Raw genomic sequence first — 18,023 nt, 5'->3', positions numbered from 1 at the left:
GATAAATCAGGGGGAAGTCGTCGTGAACGTCAACAACAAGTCTGCCTATGAACCTGGATTGAAGCGGCCAAAGCACGCCGGCGTGCTGCTGGCCTCGGCGGTGGCCTGCGCGCTGGGCGCGCCGTCAGTCGTCGCACAGGAAACATCAAGGACAGCCGGCGCATCCGAGTCGCTGCTGGAAGAAGTCATCGTGACGGCACGACAAAGACAGGAAAGTCTGCTGGAAGCACCCGTCGCAGTCACGGCCATCGGCGCCGAACAGCTCACCACCTTCGCCGCGAGAGATGCACGCGATCTGGCGCGAAACGTACCATCGCTGGCCATCGATCGCTCATCGAGCGGCGGTGGCGGCGTGATCGTACTGCGCGGTATCGGCTCCTCGCCATCTAACGCGGGATTCGATCAAGCCGTCGCGGTTAGCGTCGACGGCGTGCAGACCGGCCGTGCACGCATTATCGATTTCGGCATGCTCGATCTGAAGCAGGTCGAGGTGATGAAGGGGCCGCAGGCGCTGTTCTTCGGCAAGAACAGCCCGGCGGGCGTGATCAGCATGACCTCGGCGTCTCCCACCAGGGACTTTGAAGGTTACGTTCGTGCGGGATACGAGCTCGAGGCCGATGAATACATCACCGAAGGCGTGATCTCCGGGCCGTTGACGGATTCTTTGTCGGCTCGCGTGGCACTGCGTTATAGCGAGATGGACGGCTGGCTCAAGAACACGGCGGGGCAGCTGACCAGCTCGCCGTTTGCCGGGCCGAGCAATCTGCCGCAGGCGCCGGCCACCGATCGGCCGGGCGATGAAAACTTTCTGGGTCGCGTCAGCTTCGCGTGGAGCCCGGAAGGCAGCCCCTTCAGCGCCGAGCTGAAGATCGCCGGCATGAAACACAGCGATGACGGTCCGTCCGCCGGCCAGGAAGTCGTCAACTGCGGCGCTTACTCGACACCGGTCGTCGTGTATGGCGGCATTGCCACCGTCGCCGCCGATCCGTTCGGCGATTGCAAGCTCGACGGCAGGTACTCCAATGGCGGACTGCCCAACGGCTATGCGGACAACTGGCCGATCGCGGAGCAATTCCCGTATACCGATACGAAGATGGTACTGGGCAGCCTCGCTGTGAACTACGACGGCGACCGCTTCGGTGTCGCCTCGATCACGGGCTACTTCAACAGCGACACCGAATATTTCGACAACTACGACGCTACGGTGTACATGGCGTACGACGCGGCCGAAAAGGAGAAGTTCAAGTCGCTGAGCCAGGAGCTGCGATTGCTGTCGAAGTTCGACTCGCCGGTCAACTTCATGCTCGGGGCGTTCTATCAGGACACGACACTCGACTTCACCAACACCGTGCTGATCGCCCCGTTGCCGAGTGATGCCGCGACCGGGAAATACCATACCTGGGAGAAGCCGGGCAGTACGGAAGGTCAAACCATCTCCGCCTTCGGACAGCTGATCTGGGATATCACGCCGCACATCGAATTGGCTGGCGGCGTGCGATATACGCATGAAGAGAAGGATTCGTGGATGACCAACGCCTGGGTGCATCCGCCGCTGTCGGGCACCGTGCTCGCGCCCGAGGGCAAGGTGTTCACGGACAAATTCGAGGACGACAACTTGTCGCCGGAGGCGACCTTGACCTGGCGGCCCACCGACAATTTCACCGCTTACGTCGGTTACAAGACGGGCTACAAGTCCGGCGGCTTCGGCATCAGCACGAATCTGTTGCCGCCAACGATCACCGTCGATTCGATTCGTTTCAAGTCCGAGGAGATCGAGGGCTTCGAGGGCGGTGTGAAGTCGCGGCTGGCCGATGGCCGTGTGGTGTTGACGAGCAACGTCTACTCATATGACTACACCGATCTGCAGGTGACTGCGTTCAACGCTGCGACCACCAGCTTCATCATTTCAAATGCGGCTTCCGCAACGATCAGAGGCATCGAGGCCGAGATCTCCGCGCGTCCGCTCGACTGGCTGACGTTGAACGGCGGCGCCGCGTACAACGAGGCGCGTTACGACAATTATCTCGCGCAATGCTGGGGCGGGCAGACCGCGGCTCAGGGATGTAACGTGCAGAACAGCAATGGCTCGTTCTCCTGGCAGCGATCGGGCCAGGCACTATCTCGCGCACCGGACTTCACGGCCAATGGCGGCTTCGATGCGAAGGTGCCGCTCGGCGGCGGCTTCACGCTCACCATCGCCGGCAATGCGCGCTACAGCGGTGACTACATCGCTGCGGACAATGGCAATCCGTTCGGCGTGCAATCGGCCTTCTGGCTGTTCGATGCGAACTTGAGCATCGCCCCGGTCGATGAGCGCTGGCAGCTGTCGTTGATCGGCAAGAACCTCTCGAACGAGTTCTACACCGCATATGTCGCCGAGAAACCCGGCGCGCCGGTCACAGCCGGCACGACCGTGCAACTGATGGGCCTTGCGAACCGCAGCCGGCAGGTGATGTTCCAGGGCACGTTCAAGTTCTGACCGGCGAGCGATGCAACCGAGAAATGTTCCTGTCATCGTTGGCGTCGGTCAGATCAATGATCTGAGCGACGCCAGCGCGCAGCCGCTCGACGTGATCGATCTGATGAAAGCCGCACTGGCGAACGCAGATCGTGATGCCGGCGGCGGTGTGCTGGCGCAGCTCGACTTCCTCGGGGTCGAGAATCACATGAGCGGTAGCGTCGCGCCGTGGCCGGGCACCGAACCCTTTCTGCCGCACTTGATCGAAGCCACGGGACTCGAGCCGAGGTCGAGCCTGCTGACGCCGCAGCCCAGCGGCGATGGGCCCGTGTTCCTGCTGAATCATGCAGCCAATCTGGTGGCGTCCGGAGAGGTTGAAGTCGCTGCGTTGGTTGGTGGCGAAGCGCTGCGCACGGCTGCGCGTCGTAGCGCTGCTGAGACGGGCAAGTCACAAAATGCAATGCGCCAGTTGCTGGATGCGACCGTCAAGCCGTTCTTACGCAAGTATGGATTGACCACGCCGACCGATGTGTACCCGCTCTACGAGTCCGCTACGCGGGCCGCATGGGGGCAGAGCTTCGCCGAGGCGCAACGTGAGACGGCCACCATGTGGGCCGCCTACTCGAGTGTCGCGGCGCAGAACGATGCGGCGTGTATTCGTGAGCCAGTGACGGCCGAGCAGATCGAGACGGTTTCCGACCGCAATCGCATGATCACGTTTCCATATACCAAGCTCATGGTCGCGAACAGCGCCGTGAATCAGGGCGCTGCCGTTCTGGTCACGAGCCTCGATCGAGCGCGGCGCATGGGCATCGGCGAGGATCGCATCATCTACGTGGGCGCGGGTGCGGCGGCGAGCGAAAGCGAAGATTTCCTCGCGCGTGATTCCTATGCGCGCTCCCGCGCGATGGAGGTTTCGATCCTCAAGACGCTGGAGCTCAATCGCTTGCGCGCCGATCAGCTCGACTACGTGGAGTTGTACAACTGTTTCCCCTGCGTCGCGAAGATGGCGCGGCGCGTACTGGGCTGGCCGCTCGATCGCGCACCCAGCGTCTACGGCGGTCTCAGTTTCGGTGGCGGGCCCATCGGCAACTGCATGATGCACGCCATCGTAATGATGACTCGCAAGCTGCGCGCTCGCGGTACGCACGGTTTCATCTTTGCGAACGGCGGCTTCGCTACTCACAACCATTCGATCGTGCTGTCTCGCGCGCCTGAAGAAGCTGCGGCCACGTTGCCAAGAGACTTCGATTTCGACGCGGACGCGGAGCGTCTGCGGGATTCTGCACCTGTGTTTGATGAAGAGTACGTGGGCCCCGGACGTATCGAGGCTTATTCCGTGCCCTACGGGCGCGACGGACGTCCGAGCTTCGGCACCATCGTCGCGCTGTCTCCCGACGGGCGGCGATTCGTATCCCGTGTGTCGCCGGACAATCAGGCGGGTCTGGAGTTTCTCGTGTCCGGCGAGACCGAGCCGGTGGGATCGAGCGGCGAGTGTGTCAGATCGGATGACGGCTATCGCTACTGGCGGTGGCAGCGATGAAGGAAGAATCACACACGGATCTGCTGGCGGACTCCGTTCGTCGCATGCTGGCACGCGGAGCGAACTGGTCCGACGTCGTGGAACAGGGACTCACGGGATTCTTCTCTGGTGAACAATCCGATTCGCTCGCAGATTTGCTCGTGGTGATGACGCAGATGGGTCGTCGCGCGTCGACTCTGCCGGTGCTTGAAGCTGCGATCGCAAATCGATATGCGCCTGGATTGGCGAGCGCCGGGGCGCGCCTGGCTGTTGCGATCGGCACGTTCGGCAAGAAGGAACATGCCTGCAGCCTGGTGTTCGAACCGGAACGAGTGCTGGGAACTGCGCGCTGTGTCGAAGAGGCGGTAAACGCCGACGAGTGGCTGGTGCTCACCGACGATCGTTATCTGTGCGTCGTGGCGCGCGACGCCGAGGGCGTCACGGTGCAGCCGACGCCCGCACTCGCGCCGGGATTCGCAGACCTGCATCTGTGGTCGCCTGCACTGTCGCGTGCATTGACGACCAGGCAATGTGAGGAGCTGCTTGCCATCGTTCGGCTCGGCTGGGCGGCGCGCGCCTATGGCGCTGCGGTGGAGGGTTTCGAAGCGTTCCTGAACTACGGCAAGGAGCGCAAACAGTTCGGGCAAGCCATCGGTTCGTTCCAAGCGATTCAGCACAAGATGGCGAACAGCCACATGGCGCTCGAAGGTTGTCGTTTGCAACTGAGCGCCGCGGCTCGTGCACATGATGAGGGCGCTGCCAATTGGCGCGCGCTGGCTGCATCGGCGACTGCGTTCGCCGCCGGTTCGCTGCGCAAGGTCGCACTGGAAACTCAGCACTGCTTTGGCGCTGTGGGCTTCGCCGAGGAGCATCCAGCGCCCGCGTTGTTTCGACGAGTGCACGCCGATCTGGTACGCCTGGGCGGTGTGACGAAGGCGAGAGCGGAACTCGCCGAGTTTCTGCTGACCGGAGACGGGGAGAATATCGATTCGCTCTTCAGTCGTGCTGACGATCCGGTCGCGCCATTTCGTGCGCGCTTTCGTGAGTGGCTTTCACGGAATTGGTCTGCCGAAGAGCGCGAAGCCCGGCGCGCCTGCCCTGAAGAGGAACGCCCCTGGGATCTCACCTTCGCCGAGCGCCTTGGTCGCGACGGTTGGACCACGTTGAGCTGGCCGAGGGCCGCCGATGGAATGGACGCGACGCCGCTCGAACAACTCGCTTACGCCGAGGAACTGATCAAGGCCGGGGCCACCGATCATGCGGTGATCAGCAGCTGCCGAATCATGGCGCCAGAGATCATCGCGCACGGTTCGCAGCGGCTGAAAGATGCGCTGCTGCCAGGTTTACGTGCCGGCAAGGTCACAGGTTGTCTCGGCTACAGCGAGCCGGAGTCGGGCTCGGATCTGGCGAGCTTGCGAACACGCGCGGTTCGCGAAGGCGACACGTATGTCGTCAATGGGCAAAAGATCTGGACCACGGACGGCCATCGCGCATCACACATGCTGCTCGCAGCGCGCACGCATCCGGATCCAAAGCTGAGGCATGCGGGTATCAGCTTGTTCGTCGTGCCCATGAACATTCCCGGCATTACCGTGCACCAGATGCAAGCAATGTATGGGCAGAAGTTCTGCAGCATCTTTTTCGACAATGTTCGTGTCCCGGCCGATTGGCGCCTGGGCGAGGAAAACGCGGGTTGGGCGATTCTCGCCGGCGCGCTCGCGAGCGAGCGAATCGCGATGGGTGGCCTCGCCATTCGTGTGCAGTCACTGCTCGGCGCCATCGTGCGGTCAGTGCAGCAGCGGCAGCAGCTCGCGCTGGAATCGTTGACGCGCGATCGTATTGGTCAACTCGCCGCAAACCTGGTCACGAGCCGCTTGCTCGTTGCGCAGTCGCTCGAGCCTACACCGTCTGGCGCCGCACCGCTTGCCCAAGCGGCGATGGCTAAAGTTTTCGCGAGCGAGCTCGCTCAGAACATCTGCGAGTCGGCGCTCGATCTACTGGGCACACCGGCGCTGCTCGGCAAGAGTGCCAATGACGTCCCTGCGGATGGTGACATCGAGCTGCTGCTGCGCTCGACCATCATGTACGTGGTCGGTGGCGGCAGTAACGAGATCCAGCGAAACATAATCGCGCAGCGCGGCCTGGGGCTGGGCCGCTGAGTATCAACGAGGCAGAGAGTCGCAACGATGGAACCCATCAAGAGTCTGGTAGGCGCGGAATTCCCGCTGTTCGCATTCAGTCACTGCCGAGATGTGGTCGCCGCCGTCAGTCGTGCTGGTGGGTTCGGCGTGCTCGGCGGCAGCAGCTTCACGCCGGAATCTCTCGAGCGAGAATTGAAATGGATCGATGAGCACGTGAACGGCATGCCCTACGGCATCGACATCCTGGTGCCCGAGCATCAGTCGCTGGGATCTGCAACGGACTTCGCGTCGCTGGCGGCGCAGGTGCCAAAGAAGCACATCGATTTCACGGTGGAGTTGCTGCGCAAACACGGCATCACGGTGACGGCCGAAGATGTCGTCGACAAGCTGCCGCCGGCCACGCTGCCGGAAGTTGGTGAAGCGTTGATGGATGTCGCGTTCCGCCATCCGATTCGTCTCATCGTCAATGCGTTGGGCATCGCGCCGCCATCGATGATCGAACGTGCGCGACACCATGGTATTCCGGTGGGCGCGCTGGTCGGCGCGAAGGAACATGCGGTCCGTCAGGTGAAGGCCGGTGTGGATCTGCTGATTGCGCAGGGCTCCGAGGCGGGCGGCCACTGCGGTGAAGTTTCGACGCTCGTACTGGTGCCCGAAGTGATCCGGGCGATCAAACCGATTCGTGACGTTCCCGTGCTGGCCGCCGGCGGCATCATGAACGGCGCGCAGATGGCGGGCTGCATGGCGATGGGCGCCGCCGGCGCGTGGACGGGCTCGGTGTGGCTGGCCACCGCCGAAGCGGAGACCTCGGAAACATTCAAGCAGAAAATGATCGCCGCCGGCTCGCGCGACACGATCCGCTCGAAGTCGCGCACCGGCAAGCCGAGCCGGCAATTGAAATCCAGCTGGCACGATGCGTGGGACGGACCCGACAGTCCGGGAGCGTTGCCGATGCCCATCATGGCGATGATCAGCATCCCGACGTTCGCACGCATCGACAAAGCCGCGGATACAGGCAATGCCGCCGCGAAGGAGCTCGTGAGCTATTGGGTGGGTCAGGGCGTCGGCCTTGTCGATGCCGTGCGTTCCGCCACTGCCGTAGTGCGCGAATTCCAGCAGGAGTTCGCGGATGCAGTGGAGCGCCTGTCAGCGACGATCGAGAGTTGAGGCCAGCATGAATGCCAGCATCGACAGTTCTCGTGACAACGGCGGTACCGATGACGCTAGCAGGCGCGAGCATCCGCTGAGCAAGCTGTTTCGTCCGCGCAGCATCGTGCTCGTCGGCGCGACGGAGAAATCCGCATGGACCGGCTTCATCATGCAGAACCTGCGCGACTTCGTCTTTGGCGGGTATGTGTGCGCCGTCAATCGCAACGGCGTGGACGTGATGGGCGTGAAGGGTTATCGCTCCTGCCGTGATATCGGACGTGACATCGATGTTGCTTTCATTTTCGTGCCGCAGCCGGCCGTCATCGAGGCGCTCGAGGACGCCGCAGCCGCCGGTATTCGCAACGCCGCGATCCTGACCTCGGGCTATGCGGAGACCGGCGAGCAGGGGGCTGCATTACAGCAGCAACTGCTCGACAAGGCGCGCGAGCTTCAGATGAACATCTGGGGCCCGAATTCACTTGGCTACAACAATGTCAGTGCACGCGCGCCCGTGTCATCCGTGCCGGCGGTGTTGCCGCTGTTGCCACCTCGTATTGCGATCGTTTCCCAGAGTGGCGCGACCGCGAGCGAGCTGAATGAGTTCGCGCACAGCCAGAATATCGGTACGAGCTTTGTCGCCGCGACCGGCAATGAAGCACAGTTGAGCCTGGCGGACGTCGTCGACTACCTGGTCGATGATCCCGACACTCGCGCCATTGCGGTGTTCGCCGAATCGATCCGCAATCCAGCGATGTTCGCAGCGGCAGCGGCGCGATGCCGCGAGCGAAACAAACCCATCGTGATGTTGAAGATTGGCCGCAGCGAGTTGGCGGGCGAGGTAGCGAAGGCGCACACGGGGTCGCTTGCCGGTAATGACAAAGTTTTCGATGCGGTTTGCGCACGCCTCGGCGTGATCCGAGTGAACTCCGTCGAGGATTTGATCGTGACCGCGGGCTTGCTGGCGGCGACCGGTCCGTTGCCGGCGCCGGGACTCGCCTTCATTTCGATCTCTGGCGGCGCCTGCACGCTCGTTGCAGACGGCGCCGAAGCAGCTGGCACCAGCGTGCCGGCGTTCCCGAAAGAAACGACCGACCTCCTGAAAACGCTGATCGCGGACTTTGCTTCGTCCATGAATCCGTTGGATGTCACCGGAGCGGCGGTTCGGGATCCATCGCTGCTGGAGCGTCTGATTCCCGTCGCGGCTGCTGCGCCTGGCATCGGCATCGTCGGTGTCAATATGGGCATCCCGACCGTCGAAGGCGCCGTGGCGCTGCCGGCGGGGCTGGCTGCGATCGGTCGCGCGGTGAAGTCCATTGACAAGCCTGCGTTACTGGTGCTGACGACCGTGAAGACGCTCACCGATGTCACACGCCGCTTCATTGCGGAGCATCAGCTGCCGCACGTGGTGTGCGGCATCGATCCGATGTTGCGTGCCGTCGCCAAAGCGGCCTGGTGGTCGCAACGGCTCACATCGCCGTTGAAGCCGCTGCAATTGCCGAACGTTGCGACGTCACGAACAGGCGCTGTGCCCAGTCTCGCGAACGAGCGGGCAGTGCTCGACTTTCTTGCGAATCACGGCGTGCCGGTGATTCCCGCGCAAGTCATTCGTTCGCGCCCGGAGGCGCAGTCGCTCCGCCTGGATGGTCCGCTGGTATTGAAAGTCCTCTCGCCCGATATCACACACAAGACCGAGGTCGGAGGTGTGCGCCTGAACGTTGCCGCGTCGGATGTGGCTGCGGCACTCGATGAGTTGCTGACAACTGTGCGCTCGCATCGGCCCGACGCGCATATCGAAGGAGTGATCGCCTCGCCGATGCGACAAGGCGGCGTCGAACTGCTCGTGGGCGTTAGGAACGATCCGACCTGGGGCCCCACGATAACCATTGGCTTCGGCGGCGTGTTGGTCGAGCTGCTCGCGGATGTGGCGATCGCGACGCTGCCCGTGGATCGCGCGGACGTGCTCGACATGTTGTCCCGCCTGCGTGGCCGAAAACTCCTGCAGGGCTTTCGCAACTCGGCGGCCACCGATCTGGATCGACTCGCCGATGTCATCGTGAACATTGGCAACGCCGCACTCGCGCTCGGACCCGCGCTCGATTCGCTCGAGGTCAATCCGCTACTGGTACGTGGTAACGAGATCGAGGCGCTGGATGGGCTGGTTGTCTGGAGATCCGTTGAATGAGCATCGCAGTCGGAGATGAAGTGCTGTTCGAGCGCGTCGGCGAGCATGTCGCTGTGGTGACGTTGAATCGGCCGTCCGCGCGCAACGCGGTGAATGGCGCTGTCGCGATTGCGCTCGAGGCCTTCACGAAACAGGTCGAAGCAGACAAGTCGATCCGCGTTGCTGTGCTCGCGGCGAGCGGAGATGTCTTCTGCGCCGGCCTCGATCTCAAGGCCGTCGCTGCTGGAAAGATGTGGGAGACCGTGCGACCGGATGGCGGGTTCGCTGGGTTCGTGTACGCGAAGAAGTCGAAGCCATGGATCGCGGCCGTGCAGGGGCCGGCTGCCGGTGGCGGCGTGGAGCTCGTGTTGTCCTGCGACCTCATCGTGGCCAGTGAAAATGCGAGCTTCGCGCTTCCGGAAGTCAAGCGCGGGCTCATCGCCGGCGCGGGCGGTGTCTATCGGATCGCACGTTATTTGTCCCGGCCGCTTGCCGTCGAGATGGTCGTGACGGGCGAGCCGCTCGGCGCGAAGCGGGCGTTCGAGGCCGGTCTCATCAATCGCATTACAGCGCCTGGTGCGGAGCGTGACGAAGCGTTGGCCATGGCGAGCCGCATTGCTGCGAATTCGCCGATTGCCGTGCGCGAGAGCTTGCGCGTGACGCGCTACGCGTCCGATCTGTGTGAAGACGATGTGCGCGCCGTCCAGGACGATGCGGTCCAACACGTGCTGGCCGCGAGCGACTACCACGAAGGCGCGAAGGCGTTCGTCGAGCGTCGCGCACCTGTCTGGTCGAGCTGAGTGGCCGGCCAACCCATCAACGTATGAACTTCCTCGAGAGAACAACGTATGTCTGAAGTGTCATCGACCGAAACGGTCCTGGATGCGCTCGTGCTGGGTGCCGGCTTCGCGGGACTGCACGCCTTGTACCGATTGCGAAGCAACGGCATGAAGGTGCTGGCGCTCGAGGCCGCTCCGGACGTGGGCGGTGCGTGGTACTGGAATCGTTATCCCGGCGCGAGATGCGACGTCGAGAGCCTCGTCTATTGCTATACCTTCTCGCCGCTGCTCGACCAAGGCTGGAAATGGAGCGAGCGTTATGCGAAGCGCGACGAAATTCAGGCGTACCTGAGCTGGGCGGCGGACAAGCTCGACTTGCGCCGCGACATTCGCTTCAACTCCCGGGTGGTCTCGGCCGTGTTCGACGAGCTGGAGAACCTCTGGACGTTCCGCACGGAAAGCGGCGACACCTACCGTGCGCGACACTTCTTGTCGGCAGTCGGGCCGATCACGACGCCGATCATGCCGGACATTCCGGGACTGAAGGATTTCAAGGGACAGGTGATTCACACGGCGCGTTGGCCCAAGGAGTCGCCGGACTTCACGGGCAAGCGCGTGGGCATCATCGGCACCGGCTCATCGGCGGTGCAGGCCATTCCCATCGTCGCAGAGCAGTGCGAGCGTCTGACGGTGTTCATGCGCACGCCGAACTTCTATGCGCCTGCACGCAACCGCCCGCTGACGGTGGCGGATTACGAGTGGTGGGAGAAGAACCGCGAGCTCACGCGACATCGATTGCAGAACTGCCTGCGCTGGGGCGGCGGCGACATCATGCTCGATGACGAGATCAACGATGCGATGTTCAAGAGCGCCAGAGAGTTCACCCCGCAGCGCCGGCGCGAGATCTACGAAGCACGATATGCAAATGGCGGCGGCGTGGTCGGCTGGGCCTTCTGTGACGCGATGGTCGATCCGGAGGTGAACGAGGAGGCGGCCGACTTCCTGCGCAGCAAGATCGGCACGATCGTCAAGGATCCTCGTACCGCCGAGAAGCTGACCCCGCGTGGCTACCACTACGGCACGAAGCGGTGCACGGTCGGCACTGATTTTTATGAAACCTTCAATCGTGCCAACGTCGAGCTCGTGGATATCAAGTCGGAGCCGATCGAACGCTTCACGGAGGAGGGCGCCATCGTCGGCGGCCGGTTGATCAAGCTCGACGTGCTGATCTCGGCCTCCGGTTTCGATGCGCTGACCGGCGCGCTGACCAACATGGAGCTGCGCGGTGTCGGCGGGAAATCTCTGAAGGAGAGCTGGGCGCAGGGTCCGCATACACATCTGGGCATCAGCATCCACGGCTTCCCGAATCTCTACATGGTGGGCGGGCCGGGCAGCCCGTCGGTGCTGACGAATGTCGTGATGACGAACGAGATGCAGGTCGAATGGATTGCGGCGCTGATCTCGCATTGCGAGGCGAAGGGATTGCGGCGTTGTGAAGCGACGCACGATGCGCAGGAGCAGTGGACTCGCCACGTGGGCGAGCTAGTGAAGGGCACGCTGTGGGAGACGGCGAACAGCTGGTACGTCGGCGCCAATGTTCCCGGCAAGCCGCGCGCGATTCTCGCTTACGTCGGCGGCTATCTCACTTACAACGAGCGCTGCCAGCAGGAGCGCAAGCAGGGATATCCGGGGTTCGCCTTCAGCTGACCGAGCGGATTGCACCATGAGAATCGCACACAGCGGCGCAGCGTTGAGTCTCCTGGCATTGCTCAGCGGGTGCCAGCCGCAGTTTCCATCGGCGTCGGATCTTCCATCCACGCCACGAGCCTTCGCGAACGTCGATGACGCGCGACTCGTTGGTGCGCAGTCCGATGCTGACAATTGGCTGAGCTACGGGCGGACCTACAGCGAACAACGCTTCAGTCCGCTCGCGCAGATCAATGCCGATAACGTCGGGCAGTTGGAACTGGCGTGGTATCACGACCTCGATACCAATCGCGGGCAGGAGGCTACGCCGATCGTCGTCGACAGTGTGCTGTACACCTCGACCGCGTGGAGCAAGGTCGTGGCGCTCGATGCGGCGAGCGGAAAAATGCTGTGGACGTATGATCCGCAGGTGCCGGGCAGCACGGCGATCAAGGCGTGTTGCGACGTCGTGAATCGAGGCGTCGCGGTGTATCGCGGTAAGGTTTTCGTCGGCACGCTCGATGGACGGCTCATCGCGCTCGATGCCGCCAATGGCAACCTCGTGTGGTCGGTCGAGACCACCGATCCCAAGGCGTCCTACACGATTACCGGCGCGCCCCGCGTCGTGAAGGGCAAGATCATCATCGGCAATGGCGGTGCAGATACCTATCAAGTGCGCGGCTTCGTCAGTGCATACGACGCCGAGACTGGCAAGCTTGTGTGGCGTTTCTATACGGTGCCAGGAGACCCGGCGAAGGGCCCGGACGGTGCGGCCTCGGACAAGGTGCTCGCCGAGAAAGCGCTGCCGACCTGGTTCGGCAAGTGGTACGAATATGGCGGCGGCGGCACCGCCTGGGACTCGATCGTGTACGACCAGGAGCTCGACCAGCTCTATGTCGGTACAGGCAACGGGCTGCCGTGGAACCGGCGCATTCGCTCGGAGGGTAAGGGCGACAACCTGTTTCTCTGTTCGATCATCGCGCTGAAGCCGGACACCGGCGAGTATCTGTGGCACTACCAGGTGAATCCCGGCGAGACCTGGGACTACAACGCGAATCAGACCATCACGCTCACCGATCTGATGCTCGATGGGCGCAAGCGCAAAGTGCTGATGCAGGCGCCGAAGAACGGATTCTTTTATGTGATCGATCGTGAGAACGGCAAGCTGCTCTCGGCCAGCAACTTCGTTCCAGTGAACTGGGCGACCGGCATCGACATCGCGACCGGTCGACCGCAGGAGACTGCCGAGGCTCGCTACGAAAAGGGAATCTTCGTTGCGCGGCCGGGCGGCGCAGGGGGGCACAGTTGGCATCCGATGGCCTACAGTCCCGCGACCGGGCTCGCATACATTCCGGCGCAAGAGTTGCCGCTTGCATATCGAGATGATCCCGACTTCCAGGTGCGGCCGAAGGCGCTCAACTCCGGTATCGATTTCAGCCTGCTCGGCGTGCCCGACGATCCTGCGCAGCGCGCGCAGATTGCGACGATGCTGACAGGGCGTTTGATCGCGTGGAATCCGGTGACGCAGAAAGAGGCGTGGGTGGTCGAGCATGCGGGGCCGTGGAATGGCGGCGTCCTCGCGACGGCCGGCGATCTGGTGTTTCAAGGAACGGCTGACAAACAACTGCAAGCCTTCCGCGCCAGCAACGGCGAGCGTCTTTGGAAATACGACGTGCAGACAGGCGTTGTCGGTGGGCCCGTGACCTATCGCGTCGCCGGCGAACAATACGTTGCCGTCATGGCTGGCTATGGAGGCGCGGTCCCGCTCGCGCTGCCAGCGCTGAAGCCTGCATTCGCTGCCCCCAACGGCAGAGTGCTTGCTTTCAAGCTCAAGGGCAGCGCCCGGCTACCGGCGTACACGCCTGTTCCGCTACCGCCGGCAATGCCGACGGCAGAGCGATGGCCTCAAAAACGAATTGACGAGGGCGCGGGTTTGTACACGTCGTACTGCAGCCGTTGCCACGGCGCGTCGCTGCTGTCATCGGGCATTTTGCCGGACCTGAGGCGCTCGGCGATGGCGGGTCACCCGGATGCTTTTGCCAAGGTTGTTTTGGGCGGCGCGCTCGAATCGCGAGGCATGATCTCCTTCGCCGGCAGCCTGACCTCCGAGCAGGCCGAGTCGATTCGCGCTTACGTCATCTCTTCGGCGAAGGTGCTGCAAACACAAGAAGCGGCGCAGAAGCAGTGACGCATCGGCGACGGAACGGTAGACTCAGTAGCTCTCACCGAGGCGAGCAGGGACCATACCCCCGTCAATGCGCAGGTCAGTGCCGGTGATAAAAGAAGCATCCTCGGACGCCAGAAATGCGGCGGCCCGAGCGATATCCATCGACGTGCCCCAGCGACCCAGCGCCGTCTGTTCGAGCACGATGCTCGCGGCCTGGCCGTGCTCGACCTCGTGGCGACCCATCGGAGTCCAGATGATGCCCGGGGAGATCGAGACGATACGCGCACCTTTCTTGGCCCATGCGCCCGAGCGCAGCGCGGCTTGTCGGATCGTGGCTCGTTTCGACTGGGCGTACGCGGGGCCGCTCAGGCTCGAGTATACGAACGAGCCATTCTGGCCCTGCGCGGCCGCGAACCTCTGCAGATGTTGCTCCATCATGGCGAGCAGTTCGTCCGCCTGGGTGTCAGATGCGAGCAGGGCATCGACCTGCTTATCGACCGGGGCCACATGGCCTGCAACCGAAGCGACCAGTACGGCGACACTGCCCATGCACAGGCGCGGCTCGATCGCATCCAACAGCAATCGTGTGCCAAGGACGTTCGTGCGAAGAATACGTTGCCATTCCGCCATGCCGGAAGATACGCCCGCCGTATGGATCAAGACGCCGAGGCGACCGTGCGCATCGATGGCCTTCATGAGATCGTGGATGACAGCGGGCTCGGCCAGGTCTCCCGCGACGCAGGCTCGCACGATGTATCCTTCGTCGCGAAGCTGCGCTTGCGTCTGCGAGAGTCGTTCCGCGGAGATGTCGGTGAGCACCAGATCGTGCGCGCTGCCAAACTGTCGGGCGCAGGCGATCCCCATGCCACCGCAGCCGCCGGTCACCACCGCAAGTCGTCGATCGATCACTGGTTTCATGAGCCTGCCTTTCTGAAATGAGTTCGCCCAGTCTGCGGAAGCCATTCGTGAAGAAAACCAACAGCACTCGCGCCAGTGCCGGCCGGAATACGCCGCGAACATATCAATCGAAGGCGATGGTGGAACGGCGCGCGCGCATCATCGCGGCCACGCTGGAGATCCTGGAAGAGAGCGGCATCAGCGGCGCAACGACTCGAAATGTCAGCGACCGCGCCGGCGTCGCACTGCGCACCCTGTATCTCCAGTTCGAGAACCGCGAAGCGATGATCGGCACGGCGATCAAGGAATTTTTCTACCAGTCGATCGGCGAAGAAGGTGCGGGCGCCGGTCCGGAGACGATCGAAGAGATCCTGAGCCGTATCGACCGGCTGACCAGAATCATCAAGCGCAAGCGGCAATACTCGCGGGAGCTCGCCCCGGTCTATTTTTCTTCGAGCCTGGACACCGGCATCTATGCCATCCTGCGTGACATCGCGATCTCGCACGTAACGCCGTTCCTCGACAAGCTGGTCGCGCAGGAACGCAATCTGCTGACCCCGGCAGAGTTGCATTACCTGCACACGCTCATTGCCAACGCCGAGTATTCGATCATCGACGACGCGATGAATGGCCGGTTGCCGGAGCAGAAGCTCGGCACGTTCCTGAAGCTCGGCGTGCTTGCAAGCATTGCCGGTTTCATTCCAAACCCCCCGGGAGAACTGCTGGAAACAGTTCGCAAACTGCGAGCGCTCGTTGGGTGAAGCCGCAGTGCGCGTCGCCGGGTGCGAGCGATCGGCCGTCACGGACAGCCAACGCGAACGCCCGGGGGCGCCGGCGCGGTCGGATCTACGAATAGATCGACGGCCAACACTTCGGCGGGGCTGCAGGAGTAACCACTGAAATCGGTGACGCCCTCGGCCCAGAGGACTTCGTCGTCCAAATAGAACTGCCCCGTCGCAGCACGTGCCGGACGGCAGAGAATCGCATGAGCCGCGTCAGCCAGGATTTGCGACGTACGGCAACGGTTCATCAACGCCGAGCCGCCCGGTGCGAACTTCACCGCCGACGTTGCAATCGGTGTTCGGGGCCATAGTCCATTGAATGCGACGCCCTCATGCCGAAACTCCGCCGCCATCGCCATCATGTACAGGCTCATTCCGTACTTTGCCGCCGTATAGGCGGGATGCGCCGCGAACCACTGAGGTCGCAGGTCGAGCGGCGGGCACAGTGCGAGCACGTGCGGATTCGCCGCTGCCCGCAGGTGTGGAATGCACAGTTGGGAGACCAGGAAAGTGCCGCGTGCGTTGACCTGATGCATCAGGTCGTAACGCTTCATGTCTGTCTCGAGCGTACCGGAGAGGCTGATGGCGGACGCATTGTTCACGCAGATGTCGATGCCGCCGAAGCGGTTTACTGCCTGGCCGATTGCAGCTCGCACCGATGCCTCATCGCGCACATCCACCACGACCGGCAACGCGCGGCCGCCCGCAGCTTCGATCTGTTCGGCAGCGCTATGGATCGTCCCTGGAAGTTTCGGATGCGGCTGCTCTGTCTTGGCGGCAACAACGATATTCGCGCCATCTCGTGCGGCGCGCAGAGCTATCGCCAGGCCAATGCCACGACTCGCGCCAGTGATGAACAAGGTCTTGCCTTTCAGACTCATACTTCGCTCGAACCCTGGCGATCCTCGATGCGCCAACCCAACGTGACGGGCCGGGGTGATATTGCACGATTACCGCTTGTGGCGTGCGCGCGGACACCTATCAGAAGATAGGGTCGGAGCCTGTGTAGTAGGTGAGCGGAGCGCGCTCTGCTGACGGAGAGATCGAGGAATGCCCGCGAAGCGTAGGAATCCCTATCCTGAGACTGCACTCACTGTTGCCGCCGCGGCGGCATCCCACGCATGCCCATGCCCATACCCATCATGGGACAGCCTTGCTCGCCCATCATCTCGGTACAGGTTTGGTGCATCTGTCGCCGGCAGTCGGAGAACTCCCGCTCCGAGCGCAGACAGGCGGCCATCTTCTCGTGGGCTGTGGCCATCTTCTCCCGCATTTCCTTCGATGGTGCGGATGCTGGCGGAGGGGTTTCCGCTGCGAAGGCGGTGGCGAGGGCGCCTAAAAGGATCGTCGCGATCAGCGCTCGCGAAACAGCGAAGCATCGTGGGGCATTCATGGAGATCTCCAAGTAGAGTCGCTTTCAATGACCCTACGCTGAGTGCATCCACGAGTCGTATCCGGAGAACTGGAAGGTGATTCCGTAGGGGCCCTGAGATCAATATCACGATGCGCAATTGCACCGTGACTCGGGTTTTCGGGCTACCTTGTAAGCGTAGGCCGCTGAGGATCGTCATGAGACATTCCGAGAGACATCGAACTCACCGCGCGGGCTGGCTGCGAGCCGCGGTGCTTGGCGCGAACGACGGAATCGTATCGACCGCCAGTCTGATCGTTGGGGTTGCTGCTGCTGGAACCGGCGCCTCCGGTATTCTTATTTCCGGGATCGCGGGCCTGGTTGGCGGCGCCATGTCCATGGCGGCCGGCGAATACGTTTCGGTCAGCTCGCAAGCTGATACCGAGCGCGCCGACCTGGCTCGTGAGCGCCAGGAGCTTGCTGCCGCTCCCGAGCAGGAGCAGGCGGAATTGACGGCAATTTACGTCAAGCGCGGGCTGCAAGCCGAGCTTGCCTCGCAGGTGGCTGCGCAGCTCATGCAGCACGACGCTCTGGGAGCGCACGCACGCGACGAGCTGGGAATCTCGGACGCGTTGGCCGCCCGGCCCGTGCAGGCGGCATTGGCGTCGGCGGCAACGTTCGCGACCGGGGCCGCGCTGCCGCTGTTGATGGTCCTGTTTGCTCCTGTCTCCTGGTTGCTCTGGGTCACTCCGATCGGATCGCTGATATGTCTGGCGGGGCTTGGTTCGGTTGCTGCGAAAGCGGGCGGCGCACCGATCGTGCCGGGGGCAACCAGAGTGACGTTCTGGGGTGCATTGGCGATGGCCGCGACGGCTGCCATCGGCACGCTCTTCGAAGCATAGCTGCGCCGAGGCTCCGATTGTGTCGATC

Annotated in this window: 13 protein-coding genes; 10 read left to right on the top strand and 3 right to left on the bottom strand. The window is 62.9% G+C overall.

From position 1 onward, the window contains the following. Positions 1-22 precede the first annotated feature (22 nt). From VGE08_RS00275 to VGE08_RS00240, 8 genes are read left to right on the top strand one after another with little or no spacing between them, the layout of a single operon-like run. Positions 23-2,479, top strand: a complete 2,457-nt coding sequence (locus VGE08_RS00275; protein WP_331065837.1) for a TonB-dependent receptor — start codon at positions 23-25, stop codon at positions 2,477-2,479. Positions 2,480-2,489: 10 nt separating this feature from the next. Then, positions 2,490-4,001: a hypothetical protein gene (locus VGE08_RS00270; protein ID WP_331065836.1), complete on the top strand. Its 1,512-nt coding sequence runs from the start codon at positions 2,490-2,492 to the stop codon at positions 3,999-4,001. Beyond that, positions 3,998-6,139, top strand: coding sequence for an acyl-CoA dehydrogenase family protein (locus tag VGE08_RS00265; protein WP_331065835.1), 2,142 nt, complete (start codon positions 3,998-4,000; stop codon positions 6,137-6,139). Before VGE08_RS00270 ends, VGE08_RS00265 begins: the two co-directional genes overlap by 4 nt. A 27-nt stretch (positions 6,140-6,166) precedes the next feature. Beyond that, positions 6,167-7,288: a nitronate monooxygenase gene (locus VGE08_RS00260; RefSeq protein ID WP_331065834.1), complete on the top strand. Its 1,122-nt coding sequence runs from the start codon at positions 6,167-6,169 to the stop codon at positions 7,286-7,288. 7 nt (positions 7,289-7,295) lie between these two features. Next, the gene (locus VGE08_RS00255) at positions 7,296-9,452 is read left to right on the top strand and encodes an acetate--CoA ligase family protein (RefSeq protein ID WP_331065833.1); all 2,157 of its coding nucleotides are present in this window, start codon (positions 7,296-7,298) and stop codon (positions 9,450-9,452) included. Then, positions 9,449-10,231 (top strand): enoyl-CoA hydratase-related protein, encoded by a 783-nt coding sequence (locus VGE08_RS00250; RefSeq protein ID WP_331065832.1) that lies wholly within the window; start codon positions 9,449-9,451, stop codon positions 10,229-10,231. Before VGE08_RS00255 ends, VGE08_RS00250 begins: the two co-directional genes overlap by 4 nt. Before the next feature lie 48 nt (positions 10,232-10,279). After that, positions 10,280-11,917 carry an NAD(P)/FAD-dependent oxidoreductase gene (locus tag VGE08_RS00245; protein ID WP_331065831.1) on the top strand — a complete coding sequence of 546 codons (1,638 nt, stop codon included), beginning with the start codon at positions 10,280-10,282 and terminating at the stop codon, positions 11,915-11,917. Positions 11,918-11,933: 16 nt separating this feature from the next. Further along, entirely contained in the window at positions 11,934-14,084 is a 2,151-nt protein-coding gene (locus tag VGE08_RS00240; RefSeq protein WP_331065830.1) for a PQQ-dependent dehydrogenase, methanol/ethanol family, read from the top strand. A 24-nt stretch (positions 14,085-14,108) separates the two neighbouring features. Here VGE08_RS00240 and VGE08_RS00235 read toward each other — a convergent pair whose 3' ends face one another. Continuing rightward, positions 14,109-14,927: an SDR family oxidoreductase gene (locus VGE08_RS00235; RefSeq protein ID WP_331066072.1), complete on the bottom strand. Its 819-nt coding sequence runs from the start codon at positions 14,925-14,927 to the stop codon at positions 14,109-14,111. 101 nt (positions 14,928-15,028) lie between these two features. Between VGE08_RS00235 and VGE08_RS00230 the strand changes: the two genes are divergently transcribed. Continuing rightward, positions 15,029-15,721: a TetR/AcrR family transcriptional regulator gene (locus VGE08_RS00230; RefSeq protein ID WP_331065829.1), complete on the top strand. Its 693-nt coding sequence runs from the start codon at positions 15,029-15,031 to the stop codon at positions 15,719-15,721. A 38-nt stretch (positions 15,722-15,759) separates the two neighbouring features. On the opposite strand, the gene VGE08_RS00225 is transcribed toward VGE08_RS00230, so the two are convergent. Next, positions 15,760-16,623 (bottom strand): NAD(P)-dependent oxidoreductase, encoded by an 864-nt coding sequence (locus VGE08_RS00225; protein WP_331065828.1) that lies wholly within the window; start codon positions 16,621-16,623, stop codon positions 15,760-15,762. A gap of 209 nt (positions 16,624-16,832) precedes the next feature. Beyond that, positions 16,833-17,135 (bottom strand): hypothetical protein, encoded by a 303-nt coding sequence (locus VGE08_RS00220; protein ID WP_331065827.1) that lies wholly within the window; start codon positions 17,133-17,135, stop codon positions 16,833-16,835. A 176-nt stretch (positions 17,136-17,311) separates the two neighbouring features. Between VGE08_RS00220 and VGE08_RS00215 the strand changes: the two genes are divergently transcribed. Continuing rightward, on the top strand, positions 17,312-17,995 hold the full coding sequence (locus VGE08_RS00215; RefSeq protein ID WP_331065826.1) for a VIT family protein: 684 nt from the start codon (positions 17,312-17,314) through the stop codon (positions 17,993-17,995). Positions 17,996-18,023: the final 28 nt, after the last annotated feature.

The organism is Steroidobacter sp. (assembly GCF_036406195.1).
In the GTDB taxonomy this organism is placed as follows: Bacteria; Pseudomonadota; Gammaproteobacteria; order Steroidobacterales; family Steroidobacteraceae; genus Steroidobacter.
The sequence above is the reverse complement of the archived record's forward strand: the minus strand, read 5'-3'. Positions and strand labels throughout refer to the sequence as shown.